Here is a 19,699-nt window from a genome sequence, read left to right as displayed (position 1 = left end):
GCGGCGCGCACGGAGACCCGCCGCGGCGCTCCAAGAGATCCGAGAAACTACGCTGATGCTCGTGACCCGTGCCGAACCCACCGCGAGGGCCGACTCCGAACCCGCCGTCGACTCGGGATTCCAGCGGCGCCTGCTGGACGCCATGGCCGACGCGGTTCGCGAGCGCGGGTACAAGGACACCACCGTCGCCGATGTGGTGCGGCTGGCCCGCACCTCGCGGCGCACCTTCTACGAGCACTTCGCCGATAAACAGGACTGTTTCGTGGCACTGCTCACCGAACGCAACAACGACACCATCCAGCAGATCTATGCGGCCGTCGACGCCACCGCACCCTGGGATGTGCAGGTGCATCAGGCGATCGAGTCGTGGATCGGGGCGTCGCGCGACGACACCTCCATCACGCTGGCCTGGATCCGCGACACCCCGGCACTGGGGGAGCGGGCCCGGCAGTTGCATCGCGACGCCGCCGAGGCGTTCATCGCGCTGATCCAGAACCTCACGGCCACACCGGAATTCCAATCGGCAGGGCTGCACCCGCCGAACCGGCAGATGGCGACGATCCTGTTCGGTGGGTTCCGGGAACTCATCGCCTCCACCGTCGAGGACGGGCGCGATGTCACCGAAATCATCGGGGTGGCAGTCGAAACCGCGCTGGCGTTGGTCGGGCCGCGCTACCGGGCCTGATCAGTCGTTGCGGGGACGCGCCCGGAAATGGGCGCGCTCACCCTGTTTGCCGAAGAGGCTGAGGAATTCGACCGGTTCGTCGTCGGCCGAGCCGAACCAGTGCGGTTCCCGGGTATCGAATTCGGCGGCCTCGCCGGGCTCCAGGATCAGATCGTGGGTGCCGAGCACGAACCGCAACCGTCCGTTGAGGACGTAGAGCCACTCGTAGCCCTCGTGCGTCTGCGGTGTCGGTTCGGTCCGGCCGGAACGTGGCGGCAGGATGATCTTGAACGCCTGAATCCCGCCGACGCGCCGGGTCAGCGGCAGCATCTGCATGCCGTGCCGGGTGATCGGGCGCATGTGCACGCGCGGGTCGCCGGTCTGCGGGGCGTCCACCAATTCGTCGAGGGTGACCTGATGGGCGCGGGCCAGGGGGAGCAGCTGTTCCAGGGTCGGGCGGCGGGCGCCCGACTCCAAGCGGGACAGGGTGCTGACCGAGATGCCGGTCTCGGCGGACAGCTCAGCGAGCGTGGTTTCCCGTTGTTTGCGCAGTTCACGCAGGCGCAGGCCCACACCGTCCAGGGCTCGGTCGAGGTCGGAGGTCATGATCCGAGTTTGCCATATCGGCAAACAAGGTTGCCAGCTTGGTCGTGGGCGCGGCATCTTCGAAGTCAGGAGGTGGTCATCGATGACCGATCAGCTGAACAGCAGCTATGACGTGGTGGTAGTCGGCGGTGGAGCCGCGGGACTGAACGGAGGACTGATGCTGGCCCGGGCGCGACGCTCGGTGGCGGTGATCGACGCGGGCAGCCCGCGCAACGCGCCCGCGCACGCGGTGCACGGATTGTTCGCCCGTGAGGGCGTCGCGCCCTCGGAACTGGTGGCGCGCGGGCGCGAGGAAGTGCGGCAGTACGGGGGCGTCGTGGTGTCGGGGGAAGTGAGTGGAATCGTCCGGGAGGGTGAGGAATTCGTCGTCACCCTGGCCGACGGCCAGTCGACGCGGGCGCGTCGGCTGCTGGTGACCACCGGCCTGGTCGACGAGCTGCCGCCGATCCCCGGGCTGCGCGAGCGCTGGGGCAACGATGTTATCCACTGCCCGTACTGCCACGGCTGGGAGGTGCGCGATCAGCCCATCGGCGTACTCGGCCTGGGGCCCATGGGCATTCATTTGGCGCTGCTGTTCCGGCAGTGGACGCCCGACGTCGTCTACTTCGCGCACACCAATACCCCGCCGACCGAGGAGGAAGCGGAGCAGTTGGCGGCCCGGGGAATTCGGGTCGTGGACGGGGAGATCGCGGCGGTCGAGGTGAGCGCGGACCGGCTCACCGGCGTGCGGCTGGCCGACGGCACCGTGGTCGCGCGCGGCGTGCTGGCCGCGCCCACCCGCATGGTGGCGCGCGCCGGATTCCTGGCGGACCTGGGCTTGGTACCGACCCAACACCCCACCGGCGCAGGCGAATACATCCCGGCCGATCCGATGGGCCGCACCGAGATTCCCGGGGTCTGGGCCGCCGGAAACGTCAGCGACCTGTCCGCGCAGGTGGGTGCCGCCGCGGCGGCCGGTGCCATGGCCGGGGCGCAGATCAATGCCGATCTGGTGGCCGAGGAGACCCGTCAGGCGGTCGAGGTACAGCGCGCGCTGGCGCGGGTGTGAATCAGCGCGGGGTGTGAATCACCCTTGCGGCGTGAGGATCGTCGGGAGCGCACCGTAGCGCAGGGCCGCCGCGAGATTGTCCGCGGCCTCCTTGGTGAAGTTCCCGACGATCTGCGCCTGACCTCCGGTGACGGCGCTCTGGATCACCGGCGCCGACACCACCTGGGAATCGACGGCGAAGGCGAACTGCTTGCCGAGATTCGCCGCGGTGTACTGCGCGAACTGCCGGGCCCCGGTATCGGTGAAGGTCACGTTCACCCCGTAGCGCGCCGTGCGGGTGTCCATCGCGCCCTTGGCGTCGGAGATCTCGCGCCCGTCGACGACCGCCGGTCCCAGCAGATAGACGGTATCGGCAGTATTGGCACAGGTCACCAGTGGTTGCGTGGCGTCGTCGCCGCCCAGCAGCGGATCGGGCAACCGACAGTCGATCCCGGCCATCGTGGCCGTCTGCACTGCCGGATCGTTGCTCTGCCGGGCGTCGCGGCCCGGCACGATCCGCTGTGTGGCCACCTGAAACGGCTTGCTGGTCAACACCGGTCGCAGCAATACCCGTCCGGTCTTGGCGAGCAGCCGGGCCACACTGCCGTCATCCCCGGCCACCACGATGGTCATCATGTCGGTGTCGACGCTGACCGTCGTCTTCCCGAGCCCCAACCCCTCGGCCCGCTTCTCCACGGTCTGCCGCGCCTGATCCATGGTCCCCGCCGACGGAATCCCGCCGTCCGCATTGCGCCCGAGGAAGGCGACCGCGGTTCCCGGCTTGTCCTGTCCGCCACAGGCAGTCGCCGCCGCCACGATCGCCAATCCGATGACCGTCGCCCGGCCCCACCGACCGACCGATCTCGACAAACTCATCCGGAACCCTTCATGGCGTGTGATTCCGCGATGATAGTCACGCCCGGACGACGACGCCCGCCCGGACACCGAACCACCGGGTGAGGGCGGAGCGCAGGGTTTCCGGTGTCCCGGTGGCCCAGGCGATGTACCCGTCGGGCCGGATGAGCAGCCTTTCCGCGTCCGGTGCCGGGACGATGTCGAGGCGATCCGACCAGGGGACGGCCGCCTCGGCGAGTTCCGGATCGGCCAGCAATACCGCTCGGCCGGAACGCAATCGGTGATAGAGGCGGCCGGTCTCGTCCGGGAGCGGCCGGTCCGGTGCGGCACGGCCGAGCAGCGGATGCGCGGGCGCGCCGGGCATGTCGTAGCGGATGTCCTGCCCGCTGATCATTCCCGCCAGGTAACCGGCGGGGCCGGGCAGCCGCATGAGCTCGGCGAACAGGTCGCGGAGTTCGGTGGGCGCGACGCTATCGGTCCACCCCAGCAGCGACTTCTGGGCCGCCACATTGGCCAGCACCCGCGCACCGACCGGATGCCGCTCGCTGTGGTAGGTGTCCAGCAGGCCGGGCGCGGCCCAGCCGTGCACGGCGGCAGCGAGTTTCCAGCCGAGATCGAACGCGTCCTGGATGCCGGTGTTCATGCCTTGACCGGCGAACGGGAGATGGACGTGAGCGGCATCCCCGGCGAGGAAGACGCGATCGTGGCGGTAGTCGCGCACCTGCCGGGCGGCGTCGGTGATGCGGAACCGGTAGCCGATCCGCTCGGGCTCGAGACCGAACAGGCTCGCCAGGCCCGCGCGGATCTCGGACTCCGACACCGGAACCCGGCGATCCCGGGGCTGGGAGGGACCGCCCAGACCCAACCGGAAGTGGTCGCCGTAGGGGATCAGGGTGGCCCAGTCGCCTTCGGGCGCCCAACGCCATTGGGACCCGCTGCCTTCGAAGGGGCGCCCGGCCAGCCATACGTCGGCGACGGCGGTGGTGTACCGGGCGGGGGTGCCCGGGAAGTCGATGCCGAGTGCGGTGCGCACCGTGCTGTGCGCGCCGTCGGCGGCCACGAGGTACGCGGCGCGGATGGTTCGAGTGTGACCGTCGTGCGCGACCGTGGCTACGATGCCTTCGGAATCACTGGTGACAGCGGTCAATTCGTGGCTCCGGTGGACCCGTGAACCCAGTTGCCGGAGTCGCTGTTCCAGGGTGGCCTCGACGATGTACTGCGGGATGAACCTGCCGGTCAGGCGTTCGTCGATCAGGTCGGCCTGGAATGGGAGCCCGGCGAAGTTACCGGGATTGCGGGGATGGTCGCCGGTGGCCAGCAGCGGTCGCAGCAGTCCGCGCTGGTCGAGGATTTCCAGTGTGCGGGAATGGACTCCGGCCGCCCGCGCCAGGGCATCGGGCTCGGCGAGCCGGTCGACCAGCAGTACGTCGACACCCGCGAGCCGCAGCTCGGCCGCCACCATCAGGCCGGTCGGACCTGCTCCGGCGATCAGTACATCGGTGTTCATGAGGCGCTCCTTCACCCTCGGTGCTTACCTCGACCACGGTCCCGCCGTCGTCCGCTACCGTCACGAAAAACCTTGTGGAATGCCGTAATTCGACATGTCAGGCTGGTGTGGTGCCGATTTTCGACCGCTACGACGAGCTCGACCGGCTCCTGGTCCACGCCCTGCACATCGACGGCCGCGCACCATTGAGCAAGCTCGCCGCCGTCCTCGGCGTCTCCGACAAGACCATTGCCCGCCGCTACGTCCGCCTGCGCGCCTCCGGGGCGCTGCGCGTGGTCGGCGTGTTCGATCCCTCGACCCTGGACCAAGTGGTCTGGTTCTTGCGTGTCCGCTGCGTTCCCTCGGCCGCGGAAGCCATCGCCGACTCCTTGGCCCGCCGTCCCGACACCACCTGGGTCAGCCTCACCTCCGCTGGCACCGAGATCACCTGCATGGTCCAGGTTTCCGACCCCGCCGACGGCGACACGCTGCTGCGCCGCCTACCCCGGGCCGCCCGCGTCGAATCCGTCACCGCCCACTACGTCCTGCACGGCTTCGTCGCCCCCTCCGACACCCTGGTCATGAAGCTCGGCCACCTCGACCCCGCACAGATCGAAGCCCTCCGCCCCGCTCTCACCCGGACCCCCACTCGCCTCACCCTCGACCCCACCGACCACACGCTCCTGACTGCCCTGTCCACCGACGGTCGCACCCCGCTCACCGATCTCGCCACCGCCACCGGCCGCCCGGAATCCGCCATCCGCCGCCGCCTCCATGCCCTCCGCGCCGCCGGAGCTCTCACCTACGAAGTCGAATTCGACTGGCGCCTTCTAGGTCTCGCTGTCCGAGCCCTCCTGTGGCTGACCTGCGCTCCGACCGAAACCCGCCCCCTCGGCGAAGCTCTCGCCACGCACCCCGAAGTAGCCTTCGTGGCCGCGACGACCGGCCCCACCAACCTCCTGGCCAGCATCCTCTGCCCCGACCACACTGCCCTCTACACCTACCTGACCGAACGCCTCGCCGACACCTCCGGCATCCAGCGGATCGAAACCGCCCCCATCCTCCGCACGGTCAAACGCATCGCCTACCCGCCACTCCGCCTCTGACACAACGAATGCCGCCTCGGAACCGACTGGCCGAGGCGGCATTTCGTTGGTGTCAGCCCGGGATCTGGGCGCCGAGGGCGCTGCCGATGCCGGCGCCGATGGGGGCGCCGATGGCGGCGCCGGCTACGCCGCCGATACCGGCGCCGATGAGGACGGTGGCGGGGCAGACGGGGGCGGCTACTACGCAGCCGATGGCGCCGCCTACGACGATGCCGACGGCTGCACCCGCGACGCCGCCGACTACGCCGCCGATCTGTCCGCCTGCGAGGGCTTGGGTTTGGCCTGCGGCGACCGGGGTGACCGCGGCTACGGGGGTGGCCACGGGTGCGGGGTCGGTGGCTACGGCGGAGGCGAGGCCGGTGCCGGTGGCCGTGAGGGCCGCGGCGATGATGGTGGTGGCGGCTATTTTGCGGAACATGGGTTACTCCTGGATCTGGTGGCGGACAACGGGTTTCGGATGACCGTCAGCATTTGGACTTATAGAAGTATTGATCGTTGGTGGACATGTTGTCCTGGGTGATGGCGATCATTGTGGTTTGGATGGTGCGGGTGACCGGCTTGCTGTCGAGGGCGGCGGCGGCTTGGTCTACGCCCTGTTTGCCGATGTCGCCGGGGTTTTGGGCGATCAGGGCCTGGACGGTGCCGTCTTTGAGGTCCTGGACCTGCTTGGGGCTGGCGTCGAAGCCGACCACCTTGACCTGGCCGAGTTTGCCCGCGTTGCGCAGGCCGGTGGCGGCGCCCTCGGCGGAGCTGAGGTTGGTGGCGAAGATGCCCGCCAGGTCGGGGTGGGCGGCCAGGGTGGCGGTGACGATGGAGGCGGCCTGGGCGGCCTCATTGTTGTTGTACTGCACGCCGAGTGGCGTCATGCCGGGGTGGTTCTTCTTCAGTTCGTCCTCGAAGCCCTGGGCGCGTTGATCAGTGGTGGAGGTTCCGGCCTTGGTGTTGATCACCAACACGGATCCTTTGTCGCCCACCAGTTTCGAGAGGGTCTGCGCCGCCAGCTCCCCGCCCTTGACATTGTCGGAGGAGATGGACGACAGCGCGATCGTGGTGTCCTCCAACGCGGTATCCACCTCGATCACCTTGATGCCCGCGTCTTTGGCCTGCTTGATCGGGCTGGCCATGGCCTGCGCGTGGGTGGGCGCGATCAGGATCGCGCCGGGCTTGCTCGCGATCACGCCGGTGACGATGGGCGTCTGCATCGAGGCGTCGAATTGGGTGGGGGCCTGGGTGTCGAGGGTGTAGCCGAGTTTCTTGGCCTCGTCCTGCGCACCGCACTGCATGGAGATGTAGAAGGGCTCGTTCGCGACACCGGGGATGAGCACGAGCTTTTTCGCGTCGGTGCCGCCCGAACTGCTCACCGAGCCACCGCATCCCGCCACTAGCCCGGCCACCGCCACGGCCACGGCGGCCACTATCGCCGCCCGTCCTGTCCTCATCATCAGGCCCTCACCTTCGAACTGCATTGTGTTATTTCCGGTCCCGGGACCGCCTGCGGATCTGGTCGAACCACACGGCCGCCACGAGCACGACGCTCACCGCGATGGGCTGCCAGAACACCGGCACCCCCGCGATGACGAAGCCCTTGCGCAAAACCGACGGGATGAACACCCCGATCACGGTGCCCAGCACCGACCCGACCCCGCCGAAGAGGCTGGTGCCGCCGATCACCACGCCCGCGATGGCGTCGAGATTGTCGGTACCGTGCCCGGCGATGGTGGTGGTGCCGAAGTAGGCGAGATTCATGAAACCCGCCAGGCCGGAGAGCATTCCGGCCATCAGATAGACCAGGATCAAATGCCGCGTGACACCGATCCCGGAGCGTCGTGCCGCCTCCGCGCTGGACCCGATCGCATAGGTGTAGCGCCCGAAGCGGGTGGTGTGCAGCAGCCACGCCCCGAACACCGTGACCAGTACCGCCACCAGCACCAGATCGGGAATCCCGCCCAGCACCGTGCCGAAACCCAGTGAGTCGCGCAGCTTTCCGGGCACCGTGCGGGTATCCACACCACCGGTGATCAACTGCGCCGCGCCGAGTGCCGCGCCGAACGAGCCGAGCGTCACGATGAGCGGCGGAATCTTGGCCTTGGCCACCAGGAATCCGTTGACCAGGCCCCAGATAGCCCCGCCTGCAAGCGATATCAGCAGTCCGAGCAGGATGATGCCCCACCCGGCGTGGCTGGCGTCCTCGCCCGGGCTCAGCCATTCCATGGTCTTGGCGGCGAGCACGCCGGAGAAGATCAGCACCATCCCGACCGACAGATCGATCCCGGCGGTAATGATCACGAACGTCATGCCGACCGACAGCACCAGCAACACCGAGGTCTCGATCAGCAAGGTCTGCAAGGTGAATCGGGTCGGGAAGGCGTCGGGCCGCGCGATGCTGAACGCCAGATACAGCACCACCAGCACGCACCCGATCCAGAAGGTGCCGGTCGAGGCGATCCGCCGCAGCGTCGACGGAACGGCCGTACGCAGGGCTGTCACGATTCGTCCTCCGTGGTCAGCGCGCCGGTCATGGCCCCCACGAGTTGTTCGAGGGTGGCATCGGCGGCGCTGAAGCGCGCCACTCGCCGCCCCAGCCGCAGCACCTCGATCCGATCGGCGACCGCCAGCACCTCCGGCATGTTGTGGCTGATCAACACCACCGCGATGCCCTGATCCCGCACCCGCCGAACGACATCCAGCACCCGCTCGCGCTGCACTACCCCGAGCGCGGCCGTCGGCTCGTCCATGAACACGACCTTGCTGGCCCACATGACCGCTCGCGCAACGGCAACCGTCTGTCGCTGTCCACCCGAGAGCGATCCGATCGGCACATCATCGCGCGGCAACACCACGCCGAGGCGCTGAAAGTGCTCGGCGGCCTGGCTTCTCATGGCCTTCCGGTCCAGCATCCCGAGCCTGCCCAGCACCCCCGCGCGCAGAAGTTCGCGTCCGAGAAACAGATTGGCGGCCGGGTCGAGATCGGGAGCCACGGCCAAGTCTTGATAGACGGTCTCGACCCCGAGCCGCCGCGCCGCCACCGGTGACGCCATCCGAACCGGCTTGCCATCCAGCAGGATTCGCCCGCCATCGGGCTGCTCGGCCCCGGACAGGCATTTGACCAGCGTGGATTTCCCCGCCCCGTTGTCCCCGATGAGCGCCACGACTTCGCCGGGCCCGACCTGAAAGCTGGCTCCCCGCAATGCTTCCACGCCGCCGTACCGCTTCTCGAGCAACTCGGCTTCGAGGACCACGGCAGGCATCGGCGATCACCCCGGCAACATCGACTGAAGCGGACGTCCGGTCCGCTCAACGAGCGTACGTTCGATCTCTCCGTGGCGTGGCGGATATGACGAACACGGCTAGGGTGGGCGCGTGACCCGCCTTGGAATCCGTGTGCCGCAAGTGTTGTGCACCGTCGCGTGGTGCGTATTGGCCGTTGGTTGTTCGCAGTCCGCGAACCATGCCCCGGCCGCCGATCAGGCGCTACCGAAGCCGGTCGGCTCCCTCGACACCCTGGGCGCCACCACCCCCGAGGCGACACCGGTGACTTCCGCGGCTGCGCCGAGCGCCGCACCCGCCTTCACCGAAGACGATGCGCGCTATACGGTTCGCCGCTACCTCTCGCGCTGGGTCGGCCAGCCCCTGCTGCCCGACGACACCGAGGGTCGATATCCCCTGGTCTGCACCGGTTCGGTGCTGGCGAACAATCCCGGAAAACTCACCGGCACAATATCCTTCGACAACGATCGGATGGCCGCGCGGCGCACCGGTGACGGTGGCGCGGAAGTGACCGTCCCGGTGACGAATTCGTCCACCATGACCACGATCGTCACCTTCACCCTGCGCGCGGGGGCGCAGAGCTACTGCATCGAGGACATCATCAACTGACTGCCGGGCTGGTCGGAGCGGCGCAGGAATTCCTGGGCCAGTTCGCGGTACTGCTCGGCGCCACGAGATTTCGGATCCCACTTGGTCAGCGGTTCCCCGGCGATGGTGGAGTCGGGGAACCGCACGGTCCGCGAGATCACCGTCTCGTAGAGCAGCTCACCGAAGGATTCGGCGACCCGATCGCGCACCTGCCGCGAGTGCAGCAGTCGCGGGTCGTACATGGTGACCACGATGCCCGAGAGTTCCAGGCCGGGATTCAGCCGCTCGCGCACCTTGTCCATGGTGTCGTTGAGCAGCGCCAGCCCGCGCAGCGAAAAGTATTCGCATTCCATCGGAACGATGACACCGTCCGCGCAGGCGAGCGCGTTCACGGTGAGCAGGCTCAGCGACGGCTGGCAGTCGATGAGGATGTAGTCGTAGCGGTCTCGGATCGGATCGAGCACCCGTCGCAGCGAATGTTCCCGCCCGACCTCGTTGACCAGTTGGATCTCCGCCGCGGACAGATCGATATTGCTGGGCAGCAGATGCAGATTCGCCACACTGGACTTGATGAGTACGTCATCGATCGGCGGCGCATTGCGCCCGAGTAGGTCGTACACCGTCAGTTCGAGCGTATGGTGCGCCACCCCCAGTGCCGCGGACAGCGCCCCCTGCGGATCGAGATCCACCAGCAGCACCTTCAGCCCCAACTCGGCAAGCGCGGCACCCAGATTGACCGTCGAGGTGGTCTTACCCACCCCGCCCTTCTGATTGCACAGCGCAATCACCCGGGCCTGCCCTGCCGCGCCGCCTGGATTGTTTGCCAACATTTAGCCACCCTAACCCGTGGCAACCGGTTTCCTTTGAACCCAGCCACTGAGTCCTCCCTCACGAGAAACTCGCCCCTGCCTCGCGACACGTCGTCGAGTGGCACACCGGCACCGGGCGATTCGGACAAATCCCCTCGGCGATGTGCCACTCGACGACCGGCTCCGGACTACTGACCGGGCAGGACGATGATCTTGACGTGCTGGTCGGGTTGCCGCAGTACGGTGAAGGCGTCGGCCACGCCGTCCAGGCCGACTCGGCCGGTGATCAGTGCCTCGGCATCGATTTCGCCGTCGGCGAGCCGCTGCAGCGTGATGTCGTAGGCGTTCTCGTACGGCCCGTGCCCGAAATTGACCGCGATGCGCCGGAACTGGCCGACCACCGGGATGATCGGTTCGTCGTCGAACGGCGCGGCCAGCACCTGGATGCGCGAATTGAACGGCATGGTCCGCATGAGCGTGCCGAGAATGCCCGCGCGACCACTGCATTCGTAGGCGATGAGAATGCCCGTGCCGGACTGCCCGACCACCGAGTCCGATTGCGCGACCGCCTCGGCCCACGCCTGGATCGGATCCTGTTCGTTCGGATCCACCACCAGATCCGCGCCGACCGCCCGCGCCAACTCGCGCCGCTTGGGCGAGGGCTCCGACGCGACGACCAGGCGCGCCCCGTGCGCCTTGGCCGCGATGATGGCCCCGAGTCCGATGGTCCCGCAGCCGATCACGAGCGCCGAATCCGCGGCGGTGAGCCCGGACTGCTGCACGTGCATCTCACCCACGTGCAGCGGTTCGGCCAGGGTGGCGTGCTCGAGCGACAGACCGTCCGGAACCTGCCGCACCCAGAAGGCGTCGACGACGATGCTCTCCCCGAACGCCCCGTGATACTCGTTCGAATACCCGATGATGGTCGGAATGCCGGTCGATTGCTCGGTCGCCAGCCCGATCCCGGCGACCCGATCCCCGACCGCGAAATCCGTGACCCCCGGCCCGATTTCGGAGACGATTCCGGCGTACTCGTGCCCGAGCACCACCGGTCGGTCGGTATCGAAGGTGGCCAGCGGATACCCGCTGCCGGCGGCCACCTGCACGAACCGGCACGGATCCTTCGACATCGACAGATCGCTGCCGCAGATGCCGCAGGCGGCCACCGCGATGCGCAGCTGCCCGGGACCCAGCGCGGGCGGGTCGGCCACCTCGGTGGCGCTGAAACGGCCGTTCAGAAACTGTGTGGCGCGCATGGGGTCACGCTCCCGTCGCGGCAGCGCCGCCGTAGTAGTCGGTGTGCGCCTTGGTGATCGCGGTGACCAGCTGCCCGATCAGCAGCTCCCGATTGTCGGCCGCGTACTGCAGGCTGTCCTCGCGCCGCCGATTGCGGTTCTTGAAATACGGGATCACCTCCGAAGCGAACAGCTCGTAGCTGCGCTTGGTGTCCTCCCAGCTGGCCATGTCCACGTGCAGCACGAGCATGGTGCCGAAGCCGCCGGTCTTCTCGATCAGCGCCTCGATCCGCGCGATCGCCTCGTCGGGCGTGCCGATGATGGCCTGCCCGAATTCGCCGAGGTTCTCATTGCGCCACTGATCGATGATGCCCTTGGGCGTGTCGGCCCACGCGGGCTGTTCACCGGTCTGCCGGTTCACGTACGCCGCCATGGATCCGATGCGGCGACTCACCGCGCGCTCGGCGTCGGCCCGTGTCTCGGCCAGGAAGATCGGGTTGACCAGCCGCCACCGCGACCGATCGGCGGTGTAACCGTTTTCGGCGCACACCTTCTCGTACACGCCCCAATTGCGATCCAGCACTTCGAATCCCATGGGCGAGCTGGCCGCCAGCGACAGCAGCGACAGCCCGTGCGTGCCCGCCAGCACCGACCCGTTGGGCGAGATGGTCGACGCGGTCGCGACCTCGATGCCCGCCGGGTCGTAGGTCGGCAGCTGGGCGCGGGCGTCACGCAACGTGAACCAGTCGGTGGTCATGTTCACGACCTCGCCGCGCAGCAGCGCCAGAATCGCTTCCAGGGCCTCACCTTGTCGGCGGCGCTGATCGGAGGGGTCGATGCCCATCATGTGCGCGTCGAGCGGAATCTTGCCGGGCCCGGTGCCGAAGATGAGTCGCCCGCGGGTCTGCAGATCCAGTTGGGTGATGCGGTCCACGGTGACCAGCGGATGGTGATACGGCAGCGACACCACGCCGGTGCCGAAGCGAATCCGCTGCGTGCGTTCGGCGGCCGCGGCGATGAAAACATCGGGCGCGGGCACGATTTCGGCTCCGGTGGAGTGGTGCTCGCCCATCCACGCCTCGTCGAACCCGAGGTGGTCCAGGTGCTCCATGAGATCGATATCGCGGCGCAGTTGCAGCGCGGGATCGGCGTCGAGGGGGTGATAGGGCGCGAGGAAGGCCCCGAATTTCATCGAATCAGCGGTCCACACCGTGGATCTCCTTACCCGAGTGCACCGGGCTTCGTCGCCCGCTGCGGTACCCCGAGTAAAACTGGATCAAGTGATCCATAAGTTGGTCGGTCCCGGTGAGTGGGAGACGGCCCGACGAGGCGATATGCCCGGTGTGCCAAGCTCGTGGACATGACCGTCCCGACCCAGAATCGCCAGGGCGCCGCGACCCGCACCCGGCTGGTGAAGACCGCCGAGCGTCTCTTCGCGGCCCACGGGGTGGACGCGGTGTCGGTGCGTGCGGTGAACGCGGCCGCCGGGCTCGGTCCCGCCTCGGTCAACTACCACTTCGGCACCAAGGACGATCTGATCGCGGCCGTGCTGCTCGATCTCGGCGCGACCGTCCGCGATCGCATTCGCGCCAATGCCGAGCGGCTCGCGGCCGACGAAACCCCGCCCACCGCGGAGTCTCTGGTGCGGGCGGTCACCGAGCCCTATCGGGACCTGTTGCTGCGGCACCGCACTCGCGGTATGCGCTGGATCAAGATCGTCACCCGGTTGTCGCTGCACGCCCACCCCGCGCTCACCGCCGCCGAAGGCGACCTGCCCGACCTGCTGCTCGTGCAGCTCCGCCGCGCGTTCCCGGATTCGGATCCGGCCCGCCTGGAAGCCCGCTGGGCCATCGCCCTCATGGGATTTCTGCAGGCCCTGAGCCGGGCCGACGAATGGCATCCCGGCACAACCCCGCCGCCCGAGCCGGAACTGACCGCGCTCTACGAGGATCAAGTGATCTTCCTCATCGGCGGATTGGACCGGCTGCTGGGTGGAACGATTCGCTGAATCTTCGGTGAAGCGAAGGTGGACGAAACATGACATACTTCGCGCACCCCTGAGACTGCGAAAGCGAGTCCCCCATGAGCGAAGACCCCGAACTCGCCCAAGCCCGAGTCCTGGTCAAGGAACTCCGCTCCCACGCCGACATGCTGAACCGCGAGCTGCAGTACGTGACTCGCCCCGATGCGCAGGCCCGCAAACGCGCCGACCTGCGCGCCGTCGAGAACCAGCTCGATCGCCTGCGCCGGCACTATCCCGCGCTGGCCGCGCCGCCGGAGGCGCTAGCGGGCTGAATTCCCTTGCCGCAGATCTCCGCCAGCGCGTGGAAAGCGCGCTTGGGGGTGAGGGTGCCGTCGGGCTGGACCGCGCAGACCCCGTATGAGGCGAGGTCGAGGTCGTAGTGCGGGTCGGGCCGGTGCGTGTAGGTGTATCCGGCGAAGGTGAACCAGAATGCGGTATCCACCGACTCCTCGTCGAAGAGCTCGAACAGGGCACGCATGTAGCGGACCGGCTCGTCCTCGTCGCGTAGGTAGTCGCCCTTGATCCGCGGCGGTTCCGCCTCGTAATCGAGGATGTCCCAGCCGATTCCGCCGCGTTCGGCCGCACCCCGATAGGTGCAGCAGCCGACCTCGGTGGCGGCCAGCGGCTTGCCCAGCTTCAGTAGTTCGCGCACCCCGGCCCGGTAGGCCGGGTCGGCGGGATCGCCGTAGGCGTCGACGCCGATGATGTCGAAGGGCGTCCAGTCGATCGACTCCCAGACGCCGGACGCGTAGGTGACCTTGCCGCTGAAGCGTTCCCGGACGCGCGCCACGATCCGCGCCAGCAGCTCGTTCAGGGTCGTGGCGGCCCGCTCGAGTTCGGCCGCGGTCTCACCGAAACCCTGGGTGAGCGTTGCGATGCGGGCGAAGCTGTCGTCGCCGGGCAGGAACCCCGGCCCGAAAAGGCTGAGCTCACAACCGGTGACGAAGACCTGCGCTCCGACCGATTCGGCCAGCTGTGCGCACTCGTCGAAGTAGGGGAGTAGTTCGTCCGAGGACAGTTCGCTGGGGAAGGGCGAGAACCAGACTTCGAGCCCGGCATCGACGGCGTGGCGAGCCGCGACGGTCAGGCGTTCGGGGTCGCCGCCGGTGATCCGGACGGCGTCGCACTGCAGATCCTCGGCGATGGTGCGTATTTCGCGTTGCACGGCGTCGGGATCGAAGTCGGGCCGCGTACTCCGGCCGCCCGGGGTGAAGCCGGTGTCATAGGTGATTCCTCTGGCTCGCATGGGCCCGACGTTAGGTTCGAGCCGATGGCCGGTCAACGGAATCACGGTCTGCCGGTGCGGTATCGGCGCTGGCCAGCCCGGGAATCGGTGATTGCAATGACCTTGCCGCTCAATGCCCGCGAGAGCCGCTGCGTTGCACCGGGTTCCGCATCCTGCGCATACTGGCGAGATAGCACCATGCGGAGGGATCGATGCCGGGCAGCAGGTTGAGCAGAGCCGATCGGGACCTGATCGGCGCGGGGCTGGCGCGCGGCCTGGACCATGCCGAGATCGCCCGGCGGTTGGGCCGTCCCACCTCCACGGTCACCCGGGAGGTCGCCCGCAACGGTGGTCCCGGCCGCTATCGCGCGGATCTCGCCCAGTTGGCGACCGCGCAGCGGGCCCGCCGCACACCCCGTCCGCCCGCGGCGCACTCGAGCGAGGCGCCCGAGAATCCCGGCGTGCCCGCGGAATTCGTCGCCGATCTCACCGCCGTGCTCATCGACAATGGCATGCCCCGCACCGCCGCCGGGGTCCTCGCGCACCTGTTCACCGCCGAATCCGCCAGCGCGACCGCCCTCGAACTGTCGAGCCGCCTGCGCGTCAGTCCCGCCACCATCTCCCACGCCGTGCACTTCCTGATGGGGCAGGGCCTGGTGTGCCGCACCCGCGACGCCGGGTCGCGCCGGCACCGCTACACCCTCGACGAGGAGGCCGGATACCGTTCGGCGTTGATCGGTTTCACCGCCAACCGGCGACTGGCCGCGACCGTCCGCCGCGGGGCGAGCCTGCTCGGCCCCGATTCCCTCGCCGCGACCCGCCTCGAACTGTCGGGTCGCTTCCTCGAAGCGCTGGGCGACGATGTGCTGCGCGCGGCGGAACAGCACTGGCACACCATGGTTCGCGCGGCTATCGGACCGGCTGCTCGGCAGTCTCGCCCGACCAGCTGATCCGGTGATCGAACATCCAGCCCAGACCGCCGACGCCTTCCTTGGCCGCCTTCTTGAGAAAGAACGGGGTGAGCTGCCGAACCAGAAAGCGGGCCAGGCCATTCTGGGACTTGTCACCGCTGGTCTTCGCACCGTGCTCGACCACCCGCTCGACCCGGTCGCGGCGGCGGCGCTCGAATTCGGCCAGGGCCGTGGGAGTGTCGGGCAGATCGCGCAGGCAGACGGCGAGGGTGACCGCGTCCTCGACGGCCATGGACACGCCCTGCCCCGACGATGAGGCCACTGCGTGCGCGGCGTCGCCGAGGATCACCATCGCGTCGTTGTGCCACTGTGTGACCGAGGGCATGTCGTACTGATTGAACCCGGCCACGAACCCGGCATCGGGGGTGGCGGCCACGATGCGGGCGGCCGGGCCGCGGTCCGCCTCGAGCATCGCCACCAGCTGCTCCCGCCACCGGGTGATGCTCGTCGCCGCCAGTGTCTCCTTCGAAAGCTCCTGCGCCCCCGGCATATTCGCGAACCACCAGATCTCGCCGTCCGGTGCGACCAGGTAGCCGAAGAACGCCTTCTTGCCGAAGATCATGTTGTAGACGCCGGGCCGCAGGCCGAGTTCGCGGTGCAGGCCCGGCTCGGCGACGAAACCGCCCAGCCCGTAGATGCCCAGATAATGCGCCTTCGGGGCCTGCGGGTCGATGATCTCCCTTGTGCGGGAATGGATTCCGTCCGCACCGATGAGCAGATCCGCCTCGGCGACGGTGCCGTCGGCGAACATAGCGCGCACCCCACCACCGGGCAGCGGCTGCGCATCGATGAGCCGCTTGCCAAATTCGTAGCGGATGCCCCGCGCGACGGCCTCGGCATTGAGCGCCCGGTAGAGGTCGCGGCGCTTGACGCTGTGGGTGACGGTGCCGTCCGGCAGCGTGCCGCCGATCGGCATGTCGACGATGTGCTTGCCGCCGCTGGTGTGGAAGGACAACGTGTCGGTGGCGTGACCGGTCTGCATGACGATCCGGTGCGCGTCGATCTCGGCCAGTGCGGACAGACCGTTGACCGCGACGGTGAGGTACGCGCCGATCTGTTCGGCGGCGGCGTCGTGGTGGGCCTCGTAGACGACGGCGTCCCATCCGGCCCGCTGCAGTGCCATCGCGGTGACGGGTCCGGCGATGCCGCCGCCGATGACCAGTGCCTTCTTCATGGGAGTCTCCTCGGGATTCTCTTGGCTGTGCTGTATCTTGATTATCAAGACATCAATAGTTTGACGATCAAGAGGTTTGAATGTCAAGAGAAAATTTGGCCGAGTTGCGTACCCGCGTCGGCCGGGAGTCTCAGGGGCTGCAGGCCGCGGTCGATGACGTCGACCAGGCCGCCGCCACCGTGTTCGGCGTCAACCGCACCGATCTGCGCTGTCTGGAGGTGCTGGTCGGCGGCGAGTCCACGCCCGGTGCGCTCGCCGTCGAACTGGGTCTGACCAGCGGCAGCGTCACCACCATGCTCGACCGGCTGGCCAAACTCGGTCTCGTCACTCGCGAACCGGAACCCGGTGATCGCCGCAAGGTGCTGGTCCGGATCACCCCCGCCGCCATGGCCAAGGCCTGGGAGATCTACGGCCCGATCGCCGAGGAGGGGACCGCGGAGATGGCGGGATACTCGGAGGCCGAACTGCGGACCATCACCGACTTCCTCGCTCGAAGCCGCGAACTCCAGATCAGCCACCGTGATCGCATCGCGGCGCTGCCCAAGTGGGTTCGCGACTCCAAGGCATAGGAGGCTGGCGCCGATCTCACAGACCCGTTGTCTCCCAGACGAATCCGTCCGGATCGGTGAAGGTGCCGACGGTGCCGCCGACGACCACGCGATGCGAGCCCGAACCCTCCGGGGAGACCCCGGCCTCCTTGGCCGCCGCCTTGCGCGGGTACATGGCCAGGGTGATCGGCGACCCCGGCGTGGCGAACTCGGCGTACTTGCCGCCGAAGCTCTTGGCCACGGTCAGCCCGCGCTCGACATAGAACTGCTTGGTGGCCTTCACATCCGCGACCCCGAGCAGCAGCACCACATCGTCGACCTCCCGAGTGAACGGCCCGGTGTCCTTCTTCTGCGAGGTGCTGATCTTCCAGATCGTGCCCTCCGGCGCCTGAATGATGCCGCCGTAACCCCAGAGGGTCTTCTTGGCGGGCTTGAGAACGGTGAACCCGGCCTCGACCGCGGTCCCGATGAGGCTGTCGACCGTGCTGGGCTGCGAGACGACGAGTGCGAGCAGGAATCCGCGGAATCCGGAGCTGGGCTGCTGTCCGGCCCGGAACCGCAGGCGGTCACCCAATCCGAAGGCGGCGTCGTAGGTGGCGGCCGCGGCATCCGGATCGGCGACCTCGAGGTGGACGGTGAGTGCGGTGCTGATGTCAGTGCTGATTTCCATGCCCATAACGCTAGATACGCTGGGCCGGTTGGACATCCGTGCCGACCACGGATCGCACTACGGAACTTGCCTGCGGACGATCAGTAGTAGGCCCAGGATGATCATGAGAACTCTGCTGGGGGAAGGGATTCGACCTCACCGCAATAGCCGGTGGGCGCGGGCTGAAACCTTCGGTCGGGCGGGGCCGGGTTGGCCGTGGTCGCGGTCTCGTGCCAGACTGGAGGGCAGGTTGAGAACGCAGCCGCCCCCCCCGATGGTGGGAGGTCAGTCATGTCAACCATTTCCATTTCCCCTGGTTCTTCCGACCACTACCTCGGATCGTCGGAGTGCGTGGTCGTGCGGGTGGACGGCGAGCTGGATATCACCGGGCTCGACACCTTCCGCCGGGCACTCGCGGTCGCGCTCTCCCGCACCCCGGCCACGATAGTCGTGGATCTGCGTGAGGCGCGATTTCTGAGCCTGCGCAATGCCGTCGCGCTGGCGGAGGCCATCGACGAGGCCGCGGTCGCGGACATCGAGATGCGGCTGCTGACCCGGCATAGCCAGGTGCGGCGCGTGCTGGAGATCACCGGTGCGGGCCTGCGGAACGAGCGGATGGTGGCAGCACGCCCGTCGTGACCGGCGGGGTGTCCGTTCCTCGCCTGGGGTGCCATCCGGGAGTGGATACTCTGTGGGTGACAACGGACGCGGACGACTTCTCCGATGACGCGCGGGCCTTCGAACAGGTCCTGGGCACGGGAGATCCGGTGCGAGTGGGCAGTTTTCGCTTCTGGTTCGCCGACCGGCGCTGGGAGTGGTCCGACGAGGTCGCGCAGATGCACGGGCATCTGCCCGGCGCCGTGCAGCCCACCACCGAACTGCTGTTGGCACACAAGCATCCCGAGGATCGTGAACAGGTCGCGACGATCCTCGCGCGGTCGGTGGACAATGGCGAGCCGTTCTCGAGTAGGCACCGGATCGTGGACACCGCAGGCGTGATCCACGACGTCATCGTGGTCGGTGACACCATGACCGACGACGACAATCTGGTCGTCGGCACCGCCGGCTACTACATCGACGTGACCGGCACCCTGCAACAGCAGCGGCAGGAGACCCTCGACGCGGCCCTGCCCGAGCTGTACGCCGCGCGGGCCGCCATCGAACAGGCCAAGGGCGCGTTGATCGTCATCTACGGCATCGACGCCGACCAGGCTTTCCGGCTGCTGACCTGGCGGTCGCAGGAAACCAACACCAAATTGCGGCTGCTGGCCACGCAATTGATGGCGGAATTGCGCACCCTCGCCGATTCCGCGGCCGCGGTGCGTCCCCGCTTCGATCATCTGCTGCTGACCGTCCATGAACGCGTGCAACAGGATTGACGCGCCGGGTTACTCGGCAGGCCGTTGGGGTACGCGGCCAATGGAACTTGATCGCGGCTAACAGAGCCGAATGGTGGTGTGGCCGAT

At 68.0% G+C, this 19,699-nt stretch carries 23 protein-coding genes and 1 pseudogene; 11 read left to right on the top strand and 13 right to left on the bottom strand.

Translation table 11 applies throughout. The features are described 5' to 3' along the window. Positions 1-61: 61 nt before the first annotated feature. Positions 62-685, top strand: a complete 624-nt coding sequence (locus ACYVN4_RS22645) for a TetR/AcrR family transcriptional regulator (protein WP_460723954.1) — start codon at positions 62-64, stop codon at positions 683-685. Here the strand turns inward: ACYVN4_RS22645 and ACYVN4_RS22640 are convergent, their stop codons facing one another. After that, the gene (locus tag ACYVN4_RS22640) at positions 686-1,270 is read right to left on the bottom strand and encodes a helix-turn-helix domain-containing protein (protein ID WP_379363739.1); all 585 of its coding nucleotides are present in this window, start codon (positions 1,268-1,270) and stop codon (positions 686-688) included. 82 nt (positions 1,271-1,352) lie between these two features. Here ACYVN4_RS22640 and ACYVN4_RS22635 point away from each other — a divergent pair, with 82 nt between their 5' ends. Next, positions 1,353-2,318: an NAD(P)/FAD-dependent oxidoreductase gene (locus tag ACYVN4_RS22635; RefSeq protein ID WP_460723953.1), complete on the top strand. Its 966-nt coding sequence runs from the start codon at positions 1,353-1,355 to the stop codon at positions 2,316-2,318. 18 nt (positions 2,319-2,336) lie between these two features. On the opposite strand, the gene ACYVN4_RS22630 is transcribed toward ACYVN4_RS22635, so the two are convergent. Together ACYVN4_RS22630 and ACYVN4_RS22625 are read right to left on the bottom strand one after the other, a co-directional pair. Further along, entirely contained in the window at positions 2,337-3,173 is an 837-nt protein-coding gene (locus ACYVN4_RS22630; RefSeq protein ID WP_460723952.1) for a SecDF P1 head subdomain-containing protein, read from the bottom strand. 37 nt (positions 3,174-3,210) lie between these two features. Then, entirely contained in the window at positions 3,211-4,659 is a 1,449-nt protein-coding gene (locus tag ACYVN4_RS22625) for an FAD-dependent monooxygenase (RefSeq protein WP_460723951.1), read from the bottom strand. A gap of 110 nt (positions 4,660-4,769) precedes the next feature. Here ACYVN4_RS22625 and ACYVN4_RS22620 point away from each other — a divergent pair, with 110 nt between their 5' ends. Further along, complete coding sequence (locus ACYVN4_RS22620) at positions 4,770-5,744, top strand: Lrp/AsnC family transcriptional regulator (RefSeq protein WP_460723950.1); 975 nt, start codon at positions 4,770-4,772, stop codon at positions 5,742-5,744. Positions 5,745-5,796: 52 nt separating this feature from the next. Here the strand turns inward: ACYVN4_RS22620 and ACYVN4_RS22615 are convergent, their stop codons facing one another. From ACYVN4_RS22615 to ACYVN4_RS22600, 4 genes are read right to left on the bottom strand one after another with little or no spacing between them, the layout of a single operon-like run. Continuing rightward, positions 5,797-6,162 (bottom strand): hypothetical protein, encoded by a 366-nt coding sequence (locus tag ACYVN4_RS22615; RefSeq protein WP_460723949.1) that lies wholly within the window; start codon positions 6,160-6,162, stop codon positions 5,797-5,799. Between the two features lie 46 nt (positions 6,163-6,208). After that, positions 6,209-7,186: an ABC transporter substrate-binding protein gene (locus ACYVN4_RS22610; protein WP_460723948.1), complete on the bottom strand. Its 978-nt coding sequence runs from the start codon at positions 7,184-7,186 to the stop codon at positions 6,209-6,211. Positions 7,187-7,214: 28 nt separating this feature from the next. Then, positions 7,215-8,231, bottom strand: coding sequence for an ABC transporter permease (locus ACYVN4_RS22605; protein ID WP_460723947.1), 1,017 nt, complete (start codon positions 8,229-8,231; stop codon positions 7,215-7,217). Further along, on the bottom strand, positions 8,228-8,992 hold the full coding sequence (locus tag ACYVN4_RS22600; protein WP_460723946.1) for an ATP-binding cassette domain-containing protein: 765 nt from the start codon (positions 8,990-8,992) through the stop codon (positions 8,228-8,230). Before ACYVN4_RS22600 ends, ACYVN4_RS22605 begins: the two co-directional genes overlap by 4 nt. Before the next feature lie 112 nt (positions 8,993-9,104). On the opposite strand from ACYVN4_RS22600, the gene ACYVN4_RS22595 reads away from it, so the two are divergent. Next, complete coding sequence (locus ACYVN4_RS22595) at positions 9,105-9,620, top strand: hypothetical protein (protein ID WP_460723945.1); 516 nt, start codon at positions 9,105-9,107, stop codon at positions 9,618-9,620. Here ACYVN4_RS22595 and ACYVN4_RS22590 read toward each other — a convergent pair. From ACYVN4_RS22590 to ACYVN4_RS22580, 3 genes are all read right to left on the bottom strand, one after another. Continuing rightward, positions 9,593-10,429 (bottom strand): ParA family protein, encoded by an 837-nt coding sequence (locus ACYVN4_RS22590; RefSeq protein WP_460723944.1) that lies wholly within the window; start codon positions 10,427-10,429, stop codon positions 9,593-9,595. The genes ACYVN4_RS22595 and ACYVN4_RS22590 overlap by 28 nt on opposite strands. Positions 10,430-10,596: 167 nt before the next feature. Next, the gene (locus tag ACYVN4_RS22585; RefSeq protein WP_460723943.1) at positions 10,597-11,664 is read right to left on the bottom strand and encodes an alcohol dehydrogenase catalytic domain-containing protein; all 1,068 of its coding nucleotides are present in this window, start codon (positions 11,662-11,664) and stop codon (positions 10,597-10,599) included. A 4-nt stretch (positions 11,665-11,668) separates the two neighbouring features. Beyond that, positions 11,669-12,853 (bottom strand): LLM class flavin-dependent oxidoreductase, encoded by a 1,185-nt coding sequence (locus ACYVN4_RS22580; RefSeq protein ID WP_460723942.1) that lies wholly within the window; start codon positions 12,851-12,853, stop codon positions 11,669-11,671. A gap of 150 nt (positions 12,854-13,003) precedes the next feature. On the opposite strand from ACYVN4_RS22580, the gene ACYVN4_RS22575 reads away from it, so the two are divergent. Both ACYVN4_RS22575 and ACYVN4_RS22570 read left to right on the top strand, forming a co-directional pair. Then, positions 13,004-13,651, top strand: a complete 648-nt coding sequence (locus tag ACYVN4_RS22575; RefSeq protein ID WP_460723941.1) for a TetR/AcrR family transcriptional regulator — start codon at positions 13,004-13,006, stop codon at positions 13,649-13,651. Between the two features lie 74 nt (positions 13,652-13,725). Continuing rightward, complete coding sequence (locus tag ACYVN4_RS22570) at positions 13,726-13,938, top strand: hypothetical protein (RefSeq protein ID WP_460723940.1); 213 nt, start codon at positions 13,726-13,728, stop codon at positions 13,936-13,938. Here ACYVN4_RS22570 and ACYVN4_RS22565 read toward each other — a convergent pair. Further along, on the bottom strand, positions 13,896-14,912 hold the full coding sequence (locus ACYVN4_RS22565) for a hypothetical protein (RefSeq protein ID WP_460723939.1): 1,017 nt from the start codon (positions 14,910-14,912) through the stop codon (positions 13,896-13,898). The genes ACYVN4_RS22570 and ACYVN4_RS22565 overlap by 43 nt on opposite strands. A gap of 191 nt (positions 14,913-15,103) precedes the next feature. On the opposite strand from ACYVN4_RS22565, the pseudogene ACYVN4_RS22560 reads away from it, so the two are divergent. Continuing rightward, positions 15,104-15,235, top strand: a pseudogene (locus ACYVN4_RS22560) (helix-turn-helix domain-containing protein); the annotation flags it as partial. 168 nt (positions 15,236-15,403) lie between these two features. Continuing rightward, on the top strand, positions 15,404-15,841 hold the full coding sequence (locus ACYVN4_RS22555; RefSeq protein WP_460724067.1) for a MarR family transcriptional regulator: 438 nt from the start codon (positions 15,404-15,406) through the stop codon (positions 15,839-15,841). Here the strand turns inward: ACYVN4_RS22555 and ACYVN4_RS22550 are convergent. Further along, positions 15,801-17,036: an FAD-dependent oxidoreductase gene (locus ACYVN4_RS22550; protein ID WP_460723938.1), complete on the bottom strand. Its 1,236-nt coding sequence runs from the start codon at positions 17,034-17,036 to the stop codon at positions 15,801-15,803. The genes ACYVN4_RS22555 and ACYVN4_RS22550 overlap by 41 nt on opposite strands. Positions 17,037-17,116: 80 nt before the next feature. On the opposite strand from ACYVN4_RS22550, the gene ACYVN4_RS22545 reads away from it, so the two are divergent. Next, positions 17,117-17,605, top strand: coding sequence for a MarR family winged helix-turn-helix transcriptional regulator (locus tag ACYVN4_RS22545; RefSeq protein WP_460723937.1), 489 nt, complete (start codon positions 17,117-17,119; stop codon positions 17,603-17,605). Between the two features lie 16 nt (positions 17,606-17,621). Here the strand turns inward: ACYVN4_RS22545 and ACYVN4_RS22540 are convergent, their stop codons facing one another. After that, on the bottom strand, positions 17,622-18,254 hold the full coding sequence (locus ACYVN4_RS22540) for a VOC family protein (RefSeq protein ID WP_460723936.1): 633 nt from the start codon (positions 18,252-18,254) through the stop codon (positions 17,622-17,624). Positions 18,255-18,524: 270 nt separating this feature from the next. Between ACYVN4_RS22540 and ACYVN4_RS22535 the strand changes: the two genes are divergently transcribed. Together ACYVN4_RS22535 and ACYVN4_RS22530 are read left to right on the top strand one after the other, a co-directional pair. Then, the gene (locus tag ACYVN4_RS22535) at positions 18,525-18,872 is read left to right on the top strand and encodes an STAS domain-containing protein (protein ID WP_460723935.1); all 348 of its coding nucleotides are present in this window, start codon (positions 18,525-18,527) and stop codon (positions 18,870-18,872) included. Positions 18,873-18,928: 56 nt separating this feature from the next. Then, the gene (locus tag ACYVN4_RS22530; protein ID WP_460723934.1) at positions 18,929-19,612 is read left to right on the top strand and encodes a PAS and ANTAR domain-containing protein; all 684 of its coding nucleotides are present in this window, start codon (positions 18,929-18,931) and stop codon (positions 19,610-19,612) included. Positions 19,613-19,699: the final 87 nt, after the last annotated feature.

The organism is Nocardia heshunensis (genome assembly GCF_054782115.1).
This window is presented reverse-complemented; position numbering and strand designations above follow the sequence as displayed.